Genomic DNA, 19,393 nt, shown 5'->3' on the forward strand with positions numbered 1-19,393 from the left:
CATGAGTATGGCGCCGCCGGACATCCGCTACAGCCGCCGCAACAACACCATGGGCCGCTCCACGCAGTCGGCCACGAACCGCAGGAATCCGCCCGCGGTGCCCCCGTCGCACACCCGGTGGTCGAAGGTGAACGACAACTGCACCACCTGGCGCACCGCCAGCTCACCCTGGTGCACCCAGGGCTTCGGGGCGATCCGCCCGACCCCGAGCATCGCCGCCTCGGGGTGGTTGATGATCGGCGTCGAGCCGTCGACCCCGAACACCCCGTAGTTGTTCAGGGTGAAGGTGCCACCGGTGAGCTGCGCGGGGGCGAGGGTCCCGGTCCGCGCGGCCTCGGTGAGCCGGGCGATCTCCTCGGAGAGCCCCTCTATGGTCCGCGTGTGGGCGTCGCGCACCACCGGGACCACCAGACCCCGGTCCGTCTGGGCCGCGAAGCCGAGGTGGACGTCGGGGAGCCGGACGATCTCCCGGCCTTCCATGTCCACCGTGGCGTTGAGCTCGGGGAAGCGCGCGAGGGCCGCCGTGCAGATACGGGCCAGGAGGGCGAGCACGGAGACCTTGGCCTCGCCCGCGGCGTTCATCGCCGTACGGGCGGCGAGCAGTTCGGTCGCGTCGGCGTCCACCCAGCAGGTCGCGTCGGGGATCTCGCGCCGGCTGCGCGCGAGCTTGTCGGCCACGGCGCCCCGCACCCCTCGCAGCGGGACCCGCTCCCCCTCCGGGGCGGGGGCCACGGAAGCGGGCGCGGCGGAGGCGGGCGCCACGGGTGCGGAGGCGGGCGCCACGGAGACGGGTGCCGCGGGGGCGGGCGCCGTGCCCGCGACCGCCCGTTCGACGTCCGCCCGCAGAATCAGCCCCTCGGGGCCCGATCCCCTCAGCCGCCGCAGATCGACATCGTGCTCCCGGGCCAGCCGCCGCACCAGGGGCGAGATCACCGGTAGGGGCCCGGCGGGGGCCGTCACCGTCTCGCGCACCGGCCTGGCGGGGGCCGCCGTCGTCTCGCGCACGGGCGCGGCGGGGGCCGCCGCCGTCTTCGGCAGCGGTCCGCCGGGGGCCGTGGGCAGCTCGCGCGGCGGCCGGGGGGAGGGCCGGACGCGACGGCGCCGCGCGGCGGGACCGGCCGTGCCATAGCCGACCAGCACATTGCCCGACGCGCCGTCGATCGCGCCCTCGCTGACCGGCGGACCGGAGCCGCCGTCCGAGCCCTCGGGCACGGCGACCGTGATCAGCGGCGCCCCGACCGGCACCTCCGCGCCCTCCTCACCGTAACGGGCCGTCACCACACCGCCGTACGGGCAGGGCACATCCACCATCGCCTTGGCCGTCTCGACCTCGACCACCGGCTGGTCGACCGCGACCACATCGCCGACCTGGACCAGCCAGCGGACGATCTCGGCACCGGTCAGCCCCTCGCCCAGATCGGGCAGGGTGAACTCCCGTACGACAGCCATCAGACCGCGCTCCCCTCGGTCCACTCCGACTCCCACTGGAGACGGGCGACGGCGTCCAGCACCCGGTCCACCCCGGGCAGATGGTGCCGCTCCAGCATGGGCGGCGGGTAGGGGATGTCGAATCCGGCGACCCGCAGCACGGGCGCCTCCAGATGGTGGAAGCAGCGCTCGGTGACCCGGGCGGCGATCTCCCCGCCGGGCCCGCCGAAGCCCGTGGACTCATGGACGACGACCGCGCGGCCGGTGCGGCGCACGGAGGCGCACACCGTCTCGTCGTCGAAGGGGACGAGCGAGCGCAGATCGACGACCTCCAGGTCCCAGCCCTCGGCCCGGGCCGCCTCGGCGGCTTCGAGGCACACCGGTACGGAGGGGCCGTAGGAGATCAAGGTGGCGCCGCGCCGACCGCCGCCGCCGGGCCGACGGACCACCGCGCGCCCGATGGGCGGCACCTGCTCGGGGGCGTCGGCCGACCAGTCGGCCTTGGACCAGTACAGCCGCTTGGGCTCGAGGAAGATCACGGGGTCGTCGGAGGCGATGGCGGCGCGCAGCAGTCCGTAGGCGTCGGCGACGGTCGCGGGGGCGACGACATGGAGGCCGGGAGTGGCCATGTAGTAGATCTCGGAGGAGTCGCTGTGGTGCTCGACGCCGCCGATGCCGCCCCCGTAGGGCACCCGGACGGTGATCGGCATCGGCATCGCGCCCCGGGTGCGGTTGCGCATCCGTGAGACATGGCTGATGAGCTGCTCGAAGGACGGGTAGGCGAAGGCGTCGAACTGCATCTCGACCACCGGCCGCAGCCCGTACATCGCCATGCCCACGGCGGTGCCGAGGATCCCCGCCTCGGCCAGCGGCGTGTCCGTGCAGCGGTTCTCGCCGAACTCCTCGGCGAGCCCGTCGGTGATCCGGAAGACGCCGCCCAGAGTGCCCACGTCCTCGCCGAGGACATGGACGGACGGGTCGGCGGCCATGGCGTCGCGCAGCGCGCGGCCGAGGGCCTGGGCCATGGTGGCGGGCTTACGGGCGGTGTCGACCCCGACGGCGGTGGTCATCACTCCCCCTTCCCGGCGTCCGCGGCCTCGGCGTCGAGCTCGGCGCGCAGCTGGGCCGCCTGCTCGCGCAGCTGACTGGTCCGGTCGGCGTAGACGTGCTCGAAGAGCGCCATGGGGTCCAGGACCGGGTCCTGGTTCATTCGCGTCCGCAGATCGGCGGCGAGCCGCTCCGCGGACTCCCGCGCGGCCCGGACCCCCTCGTCGTCCAGCAGATGGCGGTCCCGCATGGCCTCCTCCAGGAGCGCTATCGGGTCGTGGGCGCGCCATGCCTCGACCTCGGAGTCGGGGCGGTAGCGGGTGGCGTCGTCGGCGTTGGTGTGCGCCTCGATGCGATAGGTGACCGCCTCGACCAGGGTGGGGCCGCCTCCGCCGCGGGCCCGGCGCACGGCCTCCGCCAGGACCTCGTGGACGGCGGCCGCGTCATTGCCGTCCACGAGACGGCCGGGCATCCCGTATCCCACCGCCTTGTGGGCGAGGGAGGGCGCGGCGGTCTGCTTGGCGAGCGGGACGGAGATCGCGAAGCCGTTGTTCTGGACGAGGAAGACGACCGGGGCGTGCCAGACGGCCGCGAAGTTGAGGGCCTCGTGGAAGTCGCCCTCGCTGGTGCCGCCGTCGCCGACCAGGGCGAGGGCCACCACATCGTCGCCCTTGAGACGGGCGGCGTGGGCGAGACCGACGGCGTGCGGCAGCTGGGTGGCCAGCGGGGTGCACAGCGGGGCGACGCGGTGGGCGTGGGGGTCATACCCGGAGTGCCAGTCGCCGCGCAGCAGGGTCAGGGCGTCGACGGGGTCGAGCCCGCGGACGACGGCGGCCAGGGTGTCGCGGTAGCTGGGGAAGAGCCAGTCGCGGTCCTCCAGCACCAGCCCGGCCGCGACCTGGCAGGCCTCCTGCCCAGTGGAGGAGGGGTAGACGGCCAGCCGGCCCTGCCGGGTGAGGGCGGTGGCCTGCGTGTTGTACCGGCGGCCGCGCACCAGCTCGCGGTGGAGCCGGGTCAGCAGATCGGGAGAGATGCCGGCGGCAGCGGCGGTGCCCAGCAGGCGGTACGGCTCCGCGTCGGGCAGCAGCGGCGCGGCGTCGACGCGGGGCTGCCAGCCGGGCGGGGGAGTGGGCCGGTAGGCACCGGGCTGCTCAAGGACCGTCATGACGCGACCTCCTGGGCGTGGCGTACGGCGGGAGGGCGGGGCGTGCCGGGCGGCATCGCCCTCCCCTACCGATTGTTCGGTCGTTGACGCATTTTGGCTACAGGCGACCCAAGCCTGTGGACAAACGGTTCTGCTCCCCCTGAGATGAAGACAGGACGTCCATGAAGGGGAGGCGGGACGATATGCCGGGCGAACAGATGGCCAATCCGGACGGCAAACCCCCGGCACGCCCACTGGACGCCATCGACCGCGACATCCTGCGTCTGCTCCAAATGGACGGCCGCGCCTCCATACGCTCCGTGGCCGAGCAGGTGCACGTCTCCCGCGCCAATGCCTACGCCCGGATCAACCGCCTGATCGACGACGGAGTGATCCGCGGCTTCAGCGCCCGGGTGGACCAGGAGCGGGCCGGGCAGGGCGCGTCCGCGTACATCACGCTGAAGATCGTCCAGAACTCCTGGCGCACCGTGCGCGAACAGCTCCGGCAGCTCCCCGGGGCCACCCACATCGCCCTGGTCAGCGGGGACTTCGATGTGCTGCTGCTGGTGCACACCGAGGACAACCGCTCACTGCGCGAGCTGGTCCTCACCCGGATCCAGGCCATACCGGAGGTGCTGAGCACCCGGACGCTGCTGGTCTTCGAGGAGACGGACCTGGACTCGGAGCCGTAGCGGGGGCCGGAGCCAGGTCCGGGCGCGGGTGTGGCGCGCCAGATCCGGGCGCGGGCGTACCGTCCCGCGGGCGTCGCGCGTCAGGACCGGGCGCGGGCGTACCGCCCCGCGGGCGTCGCGCGTCAGGTCTGAGTGAGGGCGTCGTGCGTCAGGTCTGGGTGCGCAGGCCCGCGAAGGCCGTACGGATCACGGCCTCGGCCACCTCATGGGAGGTCGCGGCCCCGCCGCGGCCCGGCCGGTACCACTCCACAATGGAGTTGATCATGCCGAAGAGCAGCCGGGTCGCCAGCCGGGCGTCCACGTCGGACCGCAGGTCGCCGTCAGCCGCCGCCTGCTTGAGCAGCTCGGCCACCTGGTGGTCGAACTCCCGGCGCCGCTCCATGGCCCACCGCTCGGTGTCCGTGTTGCCCCGGACGCGCAGCAGCAGCGTGACGTAGGGCAGCTCCTCCATCAGCACCTCGGCGGTGCGCCGGGCCACGTGCTCCAGCCGCTCGATCGCCCGCCCCTCGCGCGCGGCGGGCTCCCGCAGGATGCCGAACAGCCCGTCCAGGGCACGGCTTATGGCCAGCCTGAGCAGCTCCTCCTTGCCCTTCACATGGTGGTAGATGGAGGACTTGGAGATCCCGGCCGCCCGGGACAGATGCTCCATGGAGGTGCCGTCGTAGCCGCGCTCGTTGAACACCTCCACGGCGACCGCGAGCAGCGATTCGGGCGTGTAGGTGTCGCGCTTGGCCATGGTCATGATTAGAGCAGCTTCTCATCGGCGGCCGCACGCCGGATCAGCGCCTGGGAAGGGGCGTAGCGGCCGGTCGGACAGGCGTGGTGGAGGTTGCGCAGGGTGTCGCGCACCCAGGGGGCGCCGAGCGCGCGCCCCCAGGCCAGCGGTCCGCGCGGGTAGTTGACGCCGGTCAGCATGGCGGTGTCGATGTCCTCGGGGCTCGCCACCCCGCGGGCGGCGGCGTCCTCGGCGAAGTCCACGAGCATCGCGGCCGTGCGGGCCACGACCATGCCGGGGACGTCCTGGACCACGCTGACCTCCTTACCGAGCGCCTGGAACAGGCCGATCGCGGACCGCAGGGACTCCTCGGGGGCGGCTGCGGACGCCGCGAGGGCGACGCGGGTGGCGGTCCGGTAGTCCAGCGCCAGGTCGAAGCGGACCGACGCGGCGAAGGGGTCGTCGGTGGCGGTCGTGCCGTCGGCCAGGGACAGGCGGGTGCCGTCGGGCAGGGCGAGATGGGCCCCGACGGGCTCGCGGGTCACCGGGATGCCCGCCGCCTCGATGGCGCCGATCAGCCCTTGTGCGGGCCCCAGGTCCCCGTGGAGAGCGACCTTGCCGGGCGGTTCGCACGGCTCCGCGGTGTGCGGGGCGGGCCGCCCGGCGCCCTCGGAGTGGTCGTACCAGCCGTGGCCCGTCTTGCGCCCGTGCCGCCCGGAGGCGACGAGCTGCCGCTGGGCGAGGGACGGGGTGAATTTCGGATCGTGGAACAGCGCTTCCCAGACGGATCGGGTGACGGCCTCGTTCACGTCCTGGCCGATCAGGTCGGTGAGCTCGAAGGGGCCCATCCTGAAGCCGCCGGACTCACGCAGCACGGCATCCAGGGTGGCGGGGTCTGCGGCGCGCTCCTCGTACGCCCGGAACGCCTCGGCGTAGAAGGGGCGGGCGATCCGGTTGACGATGAACCCCGGGGTGTCCGCGCAGCGCACCGGGGTCTTCCCCCAGGCCGCGACGGTGGCGTGGGCACGGTCGGCGGCGGCCTCGTCCGTGGCGGCGCCGCGCACCACCTCCACCAGCGGCATCAGCGGGGCCGGATTGAAGAAGTGCAGACCGAGGAGGCGGCCGGGGCGGCGCAGGACGCCCGCGACGGCGGTGACGGAGAGGGAGGAGGTGTTGGTGGCGAGCAGACAGCCGTCGGAGACCACCGACTCCAGCGCGGTGAACAGCTGCTGCTTGGCGCCGAGTTCCTCCAGGATCGCCTCGACCACCAGCTCCGCCTCGGCCAGGTCCGCGAGGTCGGTTACGGGGGCGAGCCGGCCGAGGGCGGTGTCACGGTCGGCGGCGGTGAGGCGTTCCTTGGCGACCAGCCGGCCGAGCCGGTCCGCGATGGCGTCGGCGGCCCGGGAGGCCCGGCCGGGCGCGGCGTCGTAGAGCCGCACGGGATGGCCCGCGGCCAGCGCCACCTGGGCGATCCCCTGGCCCATCGTGCCGGTGCCGACGACGGCGACGAGGCCGGCGCGCTCGGTCCCACGGTCGATCGCACTCATGCCGCAGATCCTTTTCGACGAAGTTGTCCACAGGGACGAAGTTGTCCACAGGTTCGCCAGGCCCTCTTGTCCCGACCGATCGTTCGGTTACTCTAACCCTGTCGCCCATTCCAGCCCAGCCCCAGCTCGACGAGGAGTTGGTCAGTCGTGACCGCCGCACTCACCACCGCGCAGTTGACGCAAGAGCACCGCCCCACCCTCGACCAGGCCCTGGAGGCGATCCGTACCCGCGCCTATTGGTCCCCGCACCCCGAGCACCCGAAGGCCTACGGCGGCGAGGGCCAGAGCGGGCGCCCGAGCCTGAGCGTCGCCGAGGGCCAGGCGGCGTTCGAGGCGCTGCGCGGCAGGCGCTTCGAGCTGGACCAGCCGGGCACCGACGGCTGGGCGGGCTCCGAGGTCTCTCCGTTCGGAGCGGAGATGGGCATGGAGTATCCGCATCCGGACATCGAGGTGCTCCTCCCGGCGATGCGGGCGGGGATGCCCGCCTGGCGGGACGCCGGTCCCGAGACACGGGCCATGGTGTGCCTGGAGATCCTGGCCCGGATCGGCGCCCGGTCGCATGAGTTCGCCCAGGCCGTCATGCACACCAGCGGACAGGCGTACATGATGGCGTTCCAGGCCGGCGGCCCCCACGCCCAGGACCGCGGCCTGGAGGCGGTGGCGTACGCGTTCGCCGAGCAGACCCGCACTCCGGGCACCGCGGACTGGTCCAAGCCGCAGGGCAAGCGCGACCCGCTGCGCCTGCGCAAGACGTTCACGGCCGTCCCGCGCGGTATCGCCCTGCTGATCGGCTGCAACACCTTCCCGACGTGGAACGGCTATCCGGGGCTCTTCGCCTCGCTCGCCACCGGCAATCCGGTGCTGGTCAAGCCGCACCCCCAGGCCGTGCTGCCCCTGGCACTGACCGTCCAGGTGGCGCGCGAGGTGCTGAGGGAGGCGGGGTTCAGCCCCGATCTGGTGGCGCTGGCCGCCGAGCGGCCGGACGAGGGAATCGCCAAGGTCCTCGCCATCCGCCCCGAGATCCGCGTCATCGACTACACGGGGTCCACCGCCTTCGGCGACTGGCTGGAGACCCACGCCCGCCAGGCCCAGGTCTTCACGGAGAAGGCGGGGGTCAACACGGTGGTGATCGACTCCACCGACGACTACCAGGGCATGCTCGCCAATCTGGCGTTCTCCCTGTCCCTCTACAGCGGCCAGATGTGCACCACCCCGCAGAATCTGCTGATCCCCCGCGACGGCATCACCACCGACGCCGGTCCCAAGACCTATGACGAGGTGGTGGCCGACCTGGCGGCGGCGGTGGACGGGCTGCTGGGCGACGACGCGCGGGCGAGCGCGCTGCTCGGCGCGATCGTGGGGCCGCGGGTCCAGGAGCGGCTTGAGGCCGCCCCCGGCCTGGGCGCGGTCGCCCTGGCCTCCCGCACGGTGACCCACCCCGACTTCCCGGGCGCCACGGTCCGCACACCGCTGATGGTCAAGGCCGACGGCGCCCGGAAGTTCTGGGAGGGGGCGGACGCGGACGCGCCCTATCTGTCCGAGTGCTTCGGCCCGGTCTCCTTCGCCGTCGCCGTCGACTCCACGGAGGACGCGGTCGCGCTGCTGCGCCGGACCACCCGGGACAAGGGCGCGATGACGGTCGGGGCGTACACCACCTCACCGGCGGCGGAGCGGCTGATCGAGGAGGCGTGTCTGGAGGAGTGCGCGCAGCTGTCGCTCAATCTGACCGGCGGGGTCTATGTGAACCAGACCGCGGCCTTCTCGGACTTCCACGGCTCGGGCGGCAACCCGTCGGCCAACGCCGCGCTGTGCGACGGGGCGTTCGTGGCCGGCCGCTTCCGGATGATCGAGGTCCGCCGCCCGGCGGAGTGACGGGCCCAGTGGGCGGGGCGTGCCCGCGCACGCCCCACCCGGACGTGGCCTAGGCGGGGCGGTCGGGGCCGCCCCAGTGGAAGAGGGCCATGGCCACGCTGGTGGCCAGGTTGTAGCTGGACACCTGTGGCCGCATGGGAAGGGCCACCAGCCTCGTGGCCCGCTTCCGCAGCTCCGGCGAGATCCCGTGCCGCTCGGAGCCGAAGGCGAGCAGCGCGTCATCGGGGATGGTCAGGGACCGGATGTCCTCCCCCTCCGGGTCCAGGGCGTACAGCGGCCCCTCCGGAAGCGCGTCGCCCGGCAGCCGCTCGACCGCGGTGGCGAAGTGCAGCCCGGCGCCCGAGCGCACGGCGTTCGGATGCCAGGGGTCGATATCGCCGGTGGTGACCACGCCGGTGGCCCCGAACCCGGCGGCGAGCCGGACCACGGCCCCGACGTTCCCCAGGTTGCGGGGATTGTCCAGGACGACCACCGGGGCCCGCCGGGGCCGCTGGGACAGCTCATCCAGATTCGCCCGGCGGCCGCGCCGGACCGCCAGGGCGGCGACCCGTGTGGGATGCACCCGGGGCACCAGATCGCGCAGGGTCCCGGCATCGACCTCCACCAGAAGGTCCGCGATCGCCTCGGTGAGGTCATCGGCCAGGTCATCGGCGAGTTCCACGGCGGCCGCCTTGTCGCTGGTGACCGCGGCCCGCACCTCCGCGCCGAACCGCAGCGCGTGCTTCAGCGCGTGGAAGCCGTCCAGCAGCACGGTGTCGGGGGCCGTCGCGCGCCAGTGCCGTACGGCCCGCGCGGACTCGTCATCGATCATCCCCTCAGCGTACGAGGGTGCCGGCCGGGGTTTCCTCGTCGCTCTCCCGCGTTCGCTGGCCCGGCAGCCACACGGCGCGCGCCGCCAGCCGGTCGCGGGCCCGGCCCACCCGCGCCTCGGCCCAGCGCAGGAGGTTCGTCGGCAGGAAGACCGAGTCCGCGGCGATCACGGCGAGCGAGAAGAACGGCAGCCCCAGCATCACCGCGATGCCGAGGTGCTCCATCATCAGCAGGACCAGCATCGCGTTCTTGGCCCGCCGGTTGAGCAGGGTGAACGGAAAGGCCACCTGGACGATGACCGTGCCGTAGGTCAGCACCATCACCAGGGTGCCGCTGGACGCCATGATGTCGGCCAGCCAGGGCCAGGGCGAGAAGTAGTCCAGATGCAGCGGGTAGTAGAGGGCGGTGCCGTCCTGCCAGCGCGAACCCTGGACCTTGTACCAGCCGGCCGAGGCGTAGAGCAGACACACCTCAGCCATGATCACCAGCAGGGCGCCGTTGTGCGCCACATTGGCGAGCGCGTCCAGGACGGTGCGCGGCTCCCCCGGCGCGTAGCGCCTGACGAACCACCATCCGGCCTGGACGAGCCACAGCCCCCACAGGACGGTGCCCCAGCCCAGCCCGGGCAGCGGGCCGTCGGCGGTCAGGGAGAGCCGAGCGTCGGTGAACAGCTGCGCCCAGAGCAGGGCGGTCCCGGTGACGGCCCACAGCACGACTCCGGTGGTGTCGCGCGGCGGCCATTCGCGGTCCGCGCGCCGGGCGACCCGGCGCGCGTCCAGGGACCACATCTGACCGCACCGGGTCAGCACCAGATACATCGACATCAGATGGATGAGGTTGTCGCCGCCGTCCCCCACGAAGATGCTGCGGTTCTGCAGCGACAGCACCCCGATCATGAACAGCACGGACATGGTGCGGGTGCGCCAGCCCACCAGCAGCAGCGCGCTGGAGACGATGGCGAGGGCGTAGACGATCTCGAACCACACCGTGCTGTCGGACCACATGAGCGCGGTGAAGGCGCGGTTGCCGTCGATCAGCCGGGCGGCCATCTCCCAGTTCCACGGGCCGTCCGGCCCGTACAGCTCCCGGCGGTGGGGCCATTCGCGCACCAGGAAGAGCAGCCAGGTGAAGGAGAAGCCGATGCGTACGACGGCGCTCTGCCGGGGGCCGAGCGCGGACGCGGTGACGCGCGTGTAGCCACGCGCCACGGCGGTCTGGAGGCGGGCGGAGGGAGTCACCGGCGCTTCGCCTCCGGGAGGTCATCGGAGGTCACGGTCCACCAGGGCAGCGTGCGGTAGACCGTCTTGGTGTCGATCTTCTCGTCGCTCCAGGGCGGCGGGGCCACCGGAGTGGTCGCGGAGCGCACCTGTATTCGCTCCACGGTGCCGCCGTCCTCCTCGCGGCCGAGGCGGAGCATCACGATCCGGCGGATGTACTGCTCGGAGAGGTTGCCGCGCATCCCCTGCGGCCGCTCCCGCACATCATGCGAGCCGACGTAGAACTCCCAGCCGCGGCGCAGCTCGTTCTGCTGGGTGTGGCTGGGCAGCGGATTGTGGTGGATGGCCGCGCCGTCCTGGGCCGAGAGGTCGCGCCAGCCGGTGGTCGCCGTGCCGCCCTCGGAGGTGCGGATCTCGGCGCGGGCCTGGACGGCGATGTTCTGCTGGAGCGGGTTGGGGGCGAAGAGCTTCCAGACCCGTTCGAACTCCGGATAGACGTAGTCGTCTATCGCCGCGCCGTGCCGCTTGGTGAGGGTGTTGGGCGGTGAGACGTTCAGGAAGGCCGCCGAGAGATGGATCGCGGCGGCGACGGCGGCGACCGCGATGGCCACCGCGATGATCAGTTGTGCGGGCAGAGAGAGCGTGGTGAGCGGTTCCGCCACGTCGCCGTCCGGCGCCGATTCCGTCGATTTCGGGTCCGTCGGCTCCGTCGGTTCCTTCGGCTCCGATTCAGTCGGTTCCGATTCAGTCGGTTCCGATTTCGTCGACTCCGATCCCCCCGGCTCCGATCCCGCCTGCTCCCCTTCCTGCGGCTCCGGTCCCGTCGGCTCCCGTTCCGCCGGTTCCGGCTCCGTGTCCGCCATACCCCGCCCCGCTCCCGATGGTCCAGGTCTTCGCGCACGCCGGTCGGCCGCGCGCCCCCGTGGCCCCCACGCCCCCGGCACCGTACCGATGCGGAACCACTCGGCACAGCGTCCTCAGCGTTATCCACAGGGTTGACACCCTACGTTCCTCAGCACACCATTGAACCGAACGATCGGTCGGTCGGCTGGCCGGTCGGCGGAGACGAATGGCGGAGGGGCTTCGCATGACGACGATGGCGGCGGACGCGGGGGCGTACGAGGCGGTGTTCGACGCCGCCCTGGCCGCGGACGAGCGCATCGAGCCGCGCGACTGGATGCCCGATGAGTACCGGGCCACGCTGGTGCGGCAGATGGCCCAGCACGCCCACTCCGAGATCATCGGCATGCAGCCGGAGGCGAACTGGATCACCCGCGCCCCCTCGCTGCGGCGCAAGGCGATCCTGATGGCCAAGGTCCAGGACGAGGCGGGCCACGGCCTGTATCTCTACAGCGCGGCGGAGACCCTGGGCACCAGCCGGGACGAGCTGCTGGACAAGCTCCACAGCGGCCGCCAGAAGTACTCCTCGATCTTCAACTACCCCACGCTGACCTGGGCCGACGTCGGCGCCATCGGCTGGCTGGTGGACGGCGCCGCGATCACCAACCAGGTCCCGCTGTGCCGCTGCTCCTACGGGCCCTACGCACGGGCGATGGTCCGCATCTGCAAGGAGGAGTCCTTCCACCAGCGCCAGGGGTATGAGCTGCTGCTGGCCCTGAGCCGGGGCACCGAGGCCCAGCACGCCATGGCGCAGGACGCGGTGGACCGCTGGTGGTGGCCGTCGCTGATGATGTTCGGCCCGCCGGACGACGCCTCGGCCCACTCCGCGCAGTCCATGGCCTGGAAGATCAAGCGCCACTCCAATGACGAGCTGCGCCAGCGCTTCGTCGACATCTGCGTCCCCCAGGCCGAATCCCTCGGCCTCACCCTCCCCGACCCCGAGCTGCGGTGGAGCGAGGAGCGGGGGCATTACGACTTCGGCCCGATCGACTGGGACGAGTTCCGCGAGGTGCTGCGGGGAAACGGGCCGTGCAACGCACAGCGGATCACCCAGCGGCGCCAGGCCCATGAGGAAGGCGCCTGGGTGCGCGAGGCAGCCGCGGCGTACGCGGCCAAGCACGGGAAGGCACAGGCATGAGCGGCAGCCCGAGCGCCGAGTGGCCGCTGTGGGAGGTGTTCGTCCGCAGCCGGCGCGGACTCTCGCACACCCACGCCGGATCCCTCCACGCCCCGGACGCGGAAATGGCTCTGCGGAACGCACGGGATCTGTACACCCGCCGCTCCGAGGGCGTCTCGATCTGGGTGGTGCCGTCCGCCGAGATCACCGCCTCCTCCCCGGACGAGCGGGATCCGTTCTTCGAGCCGTCCGCCGACAAGCCCTACCGCCACCCCACCTTCTACGCGATCCCGGAAGGGGTGCGGCACCTATGACCGCGGCCCTCGCCCTGGGCGACGACGCGCTGGTGCTCTCCCACCGGCTGGGGGAGTGGGCCGGGCAGGCGCCCGTGCTGGAGGAGGAGGTGGCGCTCGCCAATATCGCCCTCGACCTGCTCGGCCAGGCCCGGGTGCTGCTCTCCCTCGCCGGCGACGAGGACGAGCTGGCGTATCTGCGCGAGGAGCGGGCGTTCCGCAACGTCCAGCTGGTCGAGCAGCCCAACGGGGACTTCGCCCGGACCATCGCCCGCCAGCTCTACTTCTCCACCTACCAGGAGCTGCTGTACGAGCGACTGGCGCGCGGCTCCGGCCCCTTCGCCCCGCTGGCCGCCAAGGCGGTCAAGGAGGTGGCCTACCACCGCGACCACGCCGAGCACTGGACCCTGCGGCTCGGCGACGGCACGGACGAGAGCCATGAGCGGATGCGGCGCGGGCTGGACGCGCTCTGGCGGTTCACCGGTGAGCTCTTCGAGCCGGTCGAGGGGTGCGAGGTGGAGTGGAGCACCCTGCACGACGCCTGGCTGACCCGGATCACCTCGGTCCTGGAGCGCGCCACCCTGACGGTGCCCGAGGGGCCGCGGCGCGGCGGCTGGGCGGCCGGCGCGGGGCGCCAGGGCATCCACAGCGAGCCGTTCGGCCGGATGCTCGCCGAGATGCAGCATCTGCACCGCAGTCACCCGGGGGCGACATGGTGACGCCCAGGCCCTCCACGGCGTCCACGCCCTCCGCGCCCTCCGCGCCCTCCGCGTCCGGCACCGGCCTCACCCCGCTCGAGGAGGAGCTGCTGCGGCTGGCCGGATCCGTGCCGGACCCGGAGCTGCCGATGGTGTCCCTGGCCGAGCTGGGGGTGATGCGCGGGCTGCGGCTGCTGGGGCCGGGCCGGGTCGAGGTCGAGCTGACCCCCACCTACACCGGCTGCCCGGCGCTGGAGTCGATGGCCACCGATATCGAGCGGGTGCTCCATGACCATGGCGTCCCCGAGGTCGCCGTGCGTACGGTCCTCGCCCCGCCCTGGACGACGGACGCGATCAGCGCCGAGGGCCGCCGCAAGCTGGCGGAGTCCGGGATAGCGCCGCCCGCGCCGCTCGACGCGACGGCGGGGGGCGGCCCGGTTCCGGTGGCCCTGGCGGTGCGCTGTCCGCACTGCGGCTCGACCGAGACCGAGCTGCTGAGCCGCTTCTCCTCCACCGCCTGCAAGGCGCTGCGCCGCTGCGCGGCCTGCGGCGAACCGTTCGACCACTTCAAGGAGTTGTGATGGCCGCGGAGGCGGTGCAGCGGGTCACGCCCCGCCACGGCGCGTTCCACCCGCTGCGGGTGGCGGCGGTCGACCGGCTCACCGATGACGCGGTGGCGGTCACCCTCCTGGTGCCGCCCGCGCTGCGGGAGACGTTCCGCTTCGCGGCGGGGCAGCACATCGCGGTGCGCCGGTTCGCCGACGGCGCGGAGATCCGCCGGACGTACTCGATCTGCACCCCGGCCCCGGGCGCGGAGGGCCCGGAGTTCCTGCGGATCGGGGTGCGGCTGGTCGAGGGCGGTGAGTTCTCGACCTATGCCCTCAAGGAGCTGGCGGTCGGCGAGGTCATGGAGGTGATGGCCCCGGCCGGCCGTTTCGTCCTGGAGCCCCGCCCCGGTCACTTCGCGGCGGTCGTCGGCGGCAGCGGTATCACCCCCGTGCTGTCCATCGCCGCCACGCTGCTCGGCCGGCAGCCCGAGGCGCGTTTCTGCCTGATCCGCAGCGACCGCACCGCGGCCTCGACGATGTTCCTGGAGGAGGTCGCCGACCTCAAGGACCGCTGGCCCGACCGGTTCCAGCTGGTGTGCGCGCTCTCCCGGGAGGAGCAGCAGGCCGGGCTGGTGTCCGGGCGGCTCGACGAGGAGCGGCTGACCGGGCTGCTCCCGGCGCTGCTGCCGGTCGCCTCGGTGGACGGCTGGTTCCTGTGCGGGCCCTACGGTCTGGTGCGCGCCGCCGAGCGGGCGCTGCGCGGTCTCGGGGTCTCCCGCGGCCGGGTCCATCAGGAGATCTTCCATGTGGACGCGGCCCCCGCCGAGGGCGTCCCCATACCGGGCGCGGCCCTGGCCGCCTCGCACAGCTCGGTCACGGCGACCCTGGACGGCCGCTCGGGCACCTGGCCGGTCCAGGACGGGGAGCCGCTGCTGGAGACCGTGCTGCGCAATCGGTCCGACGCGCCGTACGCGTGCAAGGGCGGGGTCTGCGGCACCTGCCGGGCCTTCCTGGTCTCGGGCGAGGTGCGGATGGACCGGAACTTCGCACTGGAGCCGGACGAGGTGGAGGCGGGCTATGTGCTGGCCTGTCAGTCCCATCCGGTGGGCGAGCGGGTGGAGCTGGACTTCGACCGCTGACGGGCTCGGCGCGGCACCGGCGTTCCCTTCTTGTAGAACCTGTTCTATCTTGACGGGCCGTCAGATATAGCCGCGGCGCGGGAGGTACGGACAGTGGACTTCACCTTCACCGAGGAGCAGCAGGCGGCCGTCGAGGCGGCGAAGGCCGTCTTCTCCTCCGTCACGCCGGACAGCGTGCCCAGCCCCGCGCTGACCGCGGGCGCCGTCGCCGACGACTTCGACCGCGCGCTGTGGCGGAAGCTCGCCGAGGGCGATCTGCTGGGCCTGACCCTCGACCCCCGGTACGGCGGCTCGGGCCTGGACCCGCTCGCCCTCTGCCTGATGCTGCGGGAAGGCGGCCGGGTGCTGGCCCGGGTGCCGCTGCTGGAATCCAGCGCCGCCGCGCTGGCCGTGCAGCGCTACGGCGGGGACGAGCTGTGCGCCGACGTGCTGCCCCGGGCCGCCCGCGGTGAGCTGGTCCTCACGGCGGCCTCCAGCGGCCGCACCGGCCATGGCCCGGCCGAACTCGCCGTCCAGGCACGGCGGAACGGCGAGGGCTGGGTGCTGGACGGCGTCCAGACCGCGGTCCCCTGGGCCCATGGCGCCGATCGTGTGCTGATCCCGGCCCACACCGGGGAGGGCGGTACGGTCCTCGCCCTGGTCCCCCGCGACCATGAGGGCGTCGCCCTCGAGGAGCAGATCTCCACCAGCGGCGAGCGGCAGGCCGAGATCCGGCTGGACGGGATGCGGCTCGCCGACCGCGAGGTGCTGACCGCGGACGGCGCCTGGGAGTGGCTGCGCGATCTCCTCACCATCGGCACCTGCGCCCTCGCCCTGGGCCTCGGCTCGGCGGTGCTGGACCTCACCAGCTCGTATGTGAGCAAGCGCGAGCAGTTCGGCTTCCCGCTCGCCACCTTCCAGGCGGTCGCCGTACAGACCGCCGACCGCTATATCGATCTGCGGGCCATGGAGGCCACGCTGTGGCAGGCGGCCTGGCGGCTGTCCCTGGACGAGGAGCGGCCCACGGTGAGCGGGGCGCTGCCCATCGCGGGAGATGTCGCCGTGGCCAAGATCTGGGCCGCCGAGGGCATGCGCCGCGTCGTCCAGACCGCCCAGCATCTGCACGGCGGCTTCGGCGCGGTCACCGACTACCCCCTGCACCGCTATCACGCCTGGGGCAAGCAGCTGGAACTCTCGCTGGGATCCGCCGCCGCCCATGAGGAGGCACTGGGCGAACTCCTCGCCGCCCACCCCCTCGGCTGAGCGCCCGCCGCTCGGCCGACGCCCACCCCTCGGCCGAGCGGCGCGCCCCGCCGATCAGCAGGGAAGACCAGCGGGGAAGACCAGCGGGGAAGACCAGCGGCGAAGATCAGTAGGGAAACTTCTAGAGCACAAAGGCCCCTTCGGCGGTGCCGTCGGGGCCGCTCACCATCGGCCGGCCCGCCGCGTCCCAGGCGAGCATTCCGCCGTCCACATTCACCGCGTCCAGCCCCTGCGCGACCAGATACTGCGTCACCTGCGCGGAGCGGCCGCCGACCCGGCACATCACATGCACCCGGTGCCCCTCGCCGGCCGCCGCGGTCAGCTCGTCGAACCGCGCCACGACCTGGCCCATCGGGATGTGCAGCGCGCCCTCGACATGTCCGGCCGCCCACTCGTCGTCCTCCCGGACGTCCAGCAGAAGGCCATCGGCCGGTACCGCCGCCGCCTCCACCTGGGGAAGCTGGGCAAAATGCATCGGACACACCTCTCACACGACATCGACAGCTGCGGCAAACCTACTACCGCACCAGCTCCGCGAGCCGGGCCTCCTTCTCCGAGGCCTGGGCCAGCAGCTGTTCGGCGATCTCGTCCAGCAGCCCATCGGGGTCCTCGGGCGCCATCTTGATCATCGCGCCGATCGCGCTCGACTCCAGCTCCGCGGCGACCGCGGCCAGCATCTCCTTGCGCTCGGCCAGCCACTCCAGCCGGGCGTAGAGCTCCTCGCTGCGGCTCGCCCGCCGCTCCGGCGGCGGCGGACCGGCCTCCCACTCCTCGGCCAGCGCTCGCAGCGCCTCCTCGTCCCCGGCCGCGTACGCCGCGTTGACCCGCACGATGAAGGCACCGCGCCGCTCCCGCTCGGCCTCCTCCTCGGCCAGATCCGGATGGGCCTTACGGGCCAGCTCCCGGTAGATCCGGCGGGCTTCCTCGCTCGGCCGCACCCGCTGCGGCGGCTGCACGGGCCGCTCGGTGAGCATCGCGGCCGCCTCCGGCGAGAGCCCATCCGAGTCGATCCAGCCGTGGAACAGCTCCTCCACGCCCGGCATCGGCTGCACCAGCCCCCGCGCCTCACGGGCCTTGCGAAGATCCTCCGGATCGCCGGTGCGGGCCGCGAGCGCCTCGGCGATCAGCGCGTCCAGCTCGTCGAGGCGCGAGTACATCGGCCCGAGCCGCTGGTGGTGCAGCCGGGAGAAGTTCTCCACCTCCACCCGGAAGGTCTCCACCGCTATCTCGAACTCGATCAGCGCCTGCTCGGCCGCGCGCACCGCCCGCTCCAGCCGCTCGGCGGCCTGAGTCTCCTCCTGTGACCGGTCGTGCGACTCCGCCTGGGGCTCCGCGTCCGACATCGACTGCCGTGCCTGCTGCTGCGCTTCCGGATTCGTCACCCGCTCAGACTACGTCCGGAGGTGATCGGCGACGGAGGTCACACCCCCGCCCGCGCCTCACACCCCCATCTCGGCCGCTATCCGTCCATTGCGCACCGCCATGACCAGCGCGGAGTGATCCGCTTCCGTGCGATCCGCGTACCCCACCGCGAAGCCGGCCACCGCCTCGTCCAGCTCCTCCCCCTTGCCGCAGTAACCGGCCAGCATCCGGGGGTCCGCGCTGTGGGAGTGCGCCCGGGCCAGCAGGGCCCCGGTCATCCGCCCGTAGTCATCCATCTGGTCCGCGGCCAGGGCCGCCGGGTCCACGCTTCCCTTGCGGTTGCGGAACTGGCGCACCTGGTAATGCCGCCCCCGCACCGTGGTCCACCCCAGCAGGATGTCGCTGACCACCTGCATCCGCTTCTGGCCGAGCACCACCCGCCGCCCCTCGTGTGTGACATCCGGCACCTCGAAGCCGGCCGTCGCCAGATGCGGCAGCAACGCGGAGGGGCGCGCCTCCTTCACCTGGAGCACCAGCGGCTCGCCCCGGTGGTCGAGCAGCAGCACCACATAGGAACGGGTGCCCACGCTGCCCGTCCCGACGACCCGGAACGCCACATCGTGCACCTCGTACCGCGAGAGCAGCGGCAGCCGGTCCTCCGGCAGCGTGCCCAGATACCCGGCGAGCGAGGAGGCCACCGCCGCCGCCTCCTCGTCCGGCACCCTCCGCAGCACCGGCGGCGCGTCCACGAAGCGCCGGGCCTCCCGTCGGCCGGAGACGCCTTCCTCGCCGGGCACGGGCTCGGTGGCCCTGGCTGCGTACCGCGCGCTGGTGTTCCGCCGGGCCTTCTCGGAGATCCGCTCCAGCGTGCCCACCAGGTCCTTGGCGTCCGTGTGGGAGACCAACTCCTCGTCCGCGATCGCGTTCCACGCCTCCGTCGCCGGGAGCTTGGCCAGCAGCCGCACCGTGCGCCGATAGGCACCGACCGCGTCCTGGGCGGCCGCCCGGCAGGTGTCCTCGTCGGCGCCCGCCTCCCGTCCGGCCAGCACCAGCGAGACCGCGAGCCGCTTCACATCCCACTCCCACGGACCGTGGACGGTCTCGTCGAAGTCGTTGAGATCGATGATCAGGCCACCGCGCGCATCCCCGTAGATCCCGAAGTTGGCGGCATGGGCATCGCCACACAGCTGGGCCCCGATACCGGTCACCGGCGTGGACGTGAGGTCGTGTGCCATCAGCCCGGCGGCCCCGCGCAGAAAGGAGAAGGGGTTCGCGGCCATCCGCCCGACCCGGATCGGGGTGAGCTCCGGCAGCCGCCCGGCGTTGGACCGCTCGACGGCCGCCACCGGATCCGGCCGCCCGGTGTCCCTCGGCGGCTCGGCATGCGCCGAGCGCGGCACGCTCTTGCGCAGCGCCTTGCCCCGCTGCCGGGGAGAGGGGCCCTCACCGTGCCACACGGCGAAGCCCGGAACCGGCGGCAGCCGCCGGGCCACCCCACCACTTCCGTCGCCGTCAACGCTCCGGTCGTCCGTCATCGCGCCCCCGCCCTTCTCGCACACGACATCGACTGAATCGACTGAATCGACTGAATCGACTGAATCGACTGAATCGACTGAATCGAC

The 19,393-nt window shown here is 72.8% G+C and carries 19 protein-coding genes; 8 read left to right on the forward strand and 11 right to left on the reverse strand.

Translation table 11 applies throughout. The features are described 5' to 3' along the window. Positions 1-27: 27 nt before the first annotated feature. Genes JK364_RS28600 through pdhA form a run of 3 tightly spaced genes read right to left on the reverse strand, consistent with a single transcriptional unit; the run spans position 28 to position 3,640 of the window. Positions 28-1,449 (reverse strand): dihydrolipoamide acetyltransferase family protein, encoded by a 1,422-nt coding sequence (locus JK364_RS28600; protein WP_201854191.1) that lies wholly within the window; start codon positions 1,447-1,449, stop codon positions 28-30. Continuing rightward, on the reverse strand, positions 1,449-2,498 hold the full coding sequence (locus JK364_RS28605; RefSeq protein ID WP_201854192.1) for an alpha-ketoacid dehydrogenase subunit beta: 1,050 nt from the start codon (positions 2,496-2,498) through the stop codon (positions 1,449-1,451). Before JK364_RS28605 ends, JK364_RS28600 begins: the two co-directional genes overlap by 1 nt. After that, positions 2,498-3,640, reverse strand: coding sequence for a pyruvate dehydrogenase (acetyl-transferring) E1 component subunit alpha (gene pdhA, locus JK364_RS28610; RefSeq protein ID WP_201854193.1), 1,143 nt, complete (start codon positions 3,638-3,640; stop codon positions 2,498-2,500). Before pdhA ends, JK364_RS28605 begins: the two co-directional genes overlap by 1 nt. A gap of 182 nt (positions 3,641-3,822) precedes the next feature. Here pdhA and JK364_RS28615 point away from each other — a divergent pair, with 182 nt between their 5' ends. Next, complete coding sequence (locus tag JK364_RS28615) at positions 3,823-4,311, forward strand: Lrp/AsnC family transcriptional regulator (protein ID WP_137978737.1); 489 nt, start codon at positions 3,823-3,825, stop codon at positions 4,309-4,311. 148 nt (positions 4,312-4,459) lie between these two features. Here JK364_RS28615 and JK364_RS28620 read toward each other — a convergent pair whose 3' ends face one another. Then, positions 4,460-5,053, reverse strand: coding sequence for a TetR/AcrR family transcriptional regulator (locus tag JK364_RS28620; protein WP_201854194.1), 594 nt, complete (start codon positions 5,051-5,053; stop codon positions 4,460-4,462). 2 nt (positions 5,054-5,055) lie between these two features. Further along, positions 5,056-6,573 (reverse strand): 3-hydroxyacyl-CoA dehydrogenase, encoded by a 1,518-nt coding sequence (locus JK364_RS28625; protein WP_201854195.1) that lies wholly within the window; start codon positions 6,571-6,573, stop codon positions 5,056-5,058. Positions 6,574-6,720: 147 nt separating this feature from the next. Here JK364_RS28625 and paaN point away from each other — a divergent pair, with 147 nt between their 5' ends. Beyond that, positions 6,721-8,445 carry a phenylacetic acid degradation protein PaaN gene (paaN, locus tag JK364_RS28630; RefSeq protein ID WP_201854196.1) on the forward strand — a complete coding sequence of 575 codons (1,725 nt, stop codon included), beginning with the start codon at positions 6,721-6,723 and terminating at the stop codon, positions 8,443-8,445. Between the two features lie 49 nt (positions 8,446-8,494). On the opposite strand, the gene JK364_RS28635 is transcribed toward paaN, so the two are convergent. Genes JK364_RS28635 through JK364_RS28645 form a run of 3 tightly spaced genes read right to left on the reverse strand, consistent with a single transcriptional unit; the run spans position 8,495 to position 11,134 of the window. Next, entirely contained in the window at positions 8,495-9,256 is a 762-nt protein-coding gene (locus JK364_RS28635) for a TrmH family RNA methyltransferase (protein WP_201854197.1), read from the reverse strand. Positions 9,257-9,260: 4 nt separating this feature from the next. Next, positions 9,261-10,493: an HTTM domain-containing protein gene (locus JK364_RS28640; RefSeq protein ID WP_201854198.1), complete on the reverse strand. Its 1,233-nt coding sequence runs from the start codon at positions 10,491-10,493 to the stop codon at positions 9,261-9,263. Next, complete coding sequence (locus tag JK364_RS28645) at positions 10,490-11,134, reverse strand: DUF5819 family protein (protein WP_372462005.1); 645 nt, start codon at positions 11,132-11,134, stop codon at positions 10,490-10,492. The genes JK364_RS28640 and JK364_RS28645 overlap by 4 nt, the downstream gene beginning before the upstream one ends. A 425-nt stretch (positions 11,135-11,559) precedes the next feature. Here JK364_RS28645 and paaA point away from each other — a divergent pair, with 425 nt between their 5' ends. From paaA to JK364_RS28675, 6 genes are all read left to right on the forward strand, one after another. Further along, positions 11,560-12,510 (forward strand): 1,2-phenylacetyl-CoA epoxidase subunit PaaA, encoded by a 951-nt coding sequence (gene paaA / locus JK364_RS28650; RefSeq protein WP_201854200.1) that lies wholly within the window; start codon positions 11,560-11,562, stop codon positions 12,508-12,510. Beyond that, positions 12,507-12,803 (forward strand): 1,2-phenylacetyl-CoA epoxidase subunit PaaB, encoded by a 297-nt coding sequence (paaB, locus tag JK364_RS28655; RefSeq protein ID WP_046088802.1) that lies wholly within the window; start codon positions 12,507-12,509, stop codon positions 12,801-12,803. Before paaA ends, paaB begins: the two co-directional genes overlap by 4 nt. Next, positions 12,800-13,501 carry a 1,2-phenylacetyl-CoA epoxidase subunit PaaC gene (paaC, locus tag JK364_RS28660; RefSeq protein ID WP_201854201.1) on the forward strand — a complete coding sequence of 234 codons (702 nt, stop codon included), beginning with the start codon at positions 12,800-12,802 and terminating at the stop codon, positions 13,499-13,501. The genes paaB and paaC overlap by 4 nt, the downstream gene beginning before the upstream one ends. Further along, on the forward strand, positions 13,495-14,061 hold the full coding sequence (gene paaD, locus JK364_RS28665; RefSeq protein ID WP_230992607.1) for a 1,2-phenylacetyl-CoA epoxidase subunit PaaD: 567 nt from the start codon (positions 13,495-13,497) through the stop codon (positions 14,059-14,061). Before paaC ends, paaD begins: the two co-directional genes overlap by 7 nt. Beyond that, a complete protein-coding gene (locus tag JK364_RS28670) occupies positions 14,061-15,167 on the forward strand; it encodes a 2Fe-2S iron-sulfur cluster-binding protein (protein ID WP_201854202.1) in 1,107 nt (368 codons plus the stop codon). The genes paaD and JK364_RS28670 overlap by 1 nt, the downstream gene beginning before the upstream one ends. A gap of 93 nt (positions 15,168-15,260) precedes the next feature. After that, entirely contained in the window at positions 15,261-16,409 is a 1,149-nt protein-coding gene (locus tag JK364_RS28675) for an acyl-CoA dehydrogenase family protein (RefSeq protein ID WP_201854203.1), read from the forward strand. A gap of 121 nt (positions 16,410-16,530) precedes the next feature. Here JK364_RS28675 and JK364_RS28680 read toward each other — a convergent pair whose 3' ends face one another. The 3 genes from JK364_RS28680 to JK364_RS28690 form a co-directional block, all read right to left on the reverse strand. Continuing rightward, on the reverse strand, positions 16,531-16,884 hold the full coding sequence (locus JK364_RS28680) for a rhodanese-like domain-containing protein (protein ID WP_201854204.1): 354 nt from the start codon (positions 16,882-16,884) through the stop codon (positions 16,531-16,533). Positions 16,885-16,927: 43 nt separating this feature from the next. Continuing rightward, the gene (locus JK364_RS28685; RefSeq protein ID WP_201854236.1) at positions 16,928-17,752 is read right to left on the reverse strand and encodes a hypothetical protein; all 825 of its coding nucleotides are present in this window, start codon (positions 17,750-17,752) and stop codon (positions 16,928-16,930) included. Positions 17,753-17,848: 96 nt separating this feature from the next. Beyond that, a complete protein-coding gene (locus tag JK364_RS28690; RefSeq protein ID WP_201854205.1) occupies positions 17,849-19,306 on the reverse strand; it encodes a DUF2252 domain-containing protein in 1,458 nt (485 codons plus the stop codon). Between the last annotated feature and the right edge of the window lie 87 nt (positions 19,307-19,393).

It is taken from the genome of Streptomyces endocoffeicus (assembly GCF_016741935.1).
Taxonomy (GTDB): Bacteria; Actinomycetota; Actinomycetes; order Streptomycetales; family Streptomycetaceae; genus Streptomyces; species Streptomyces endocoffeicus.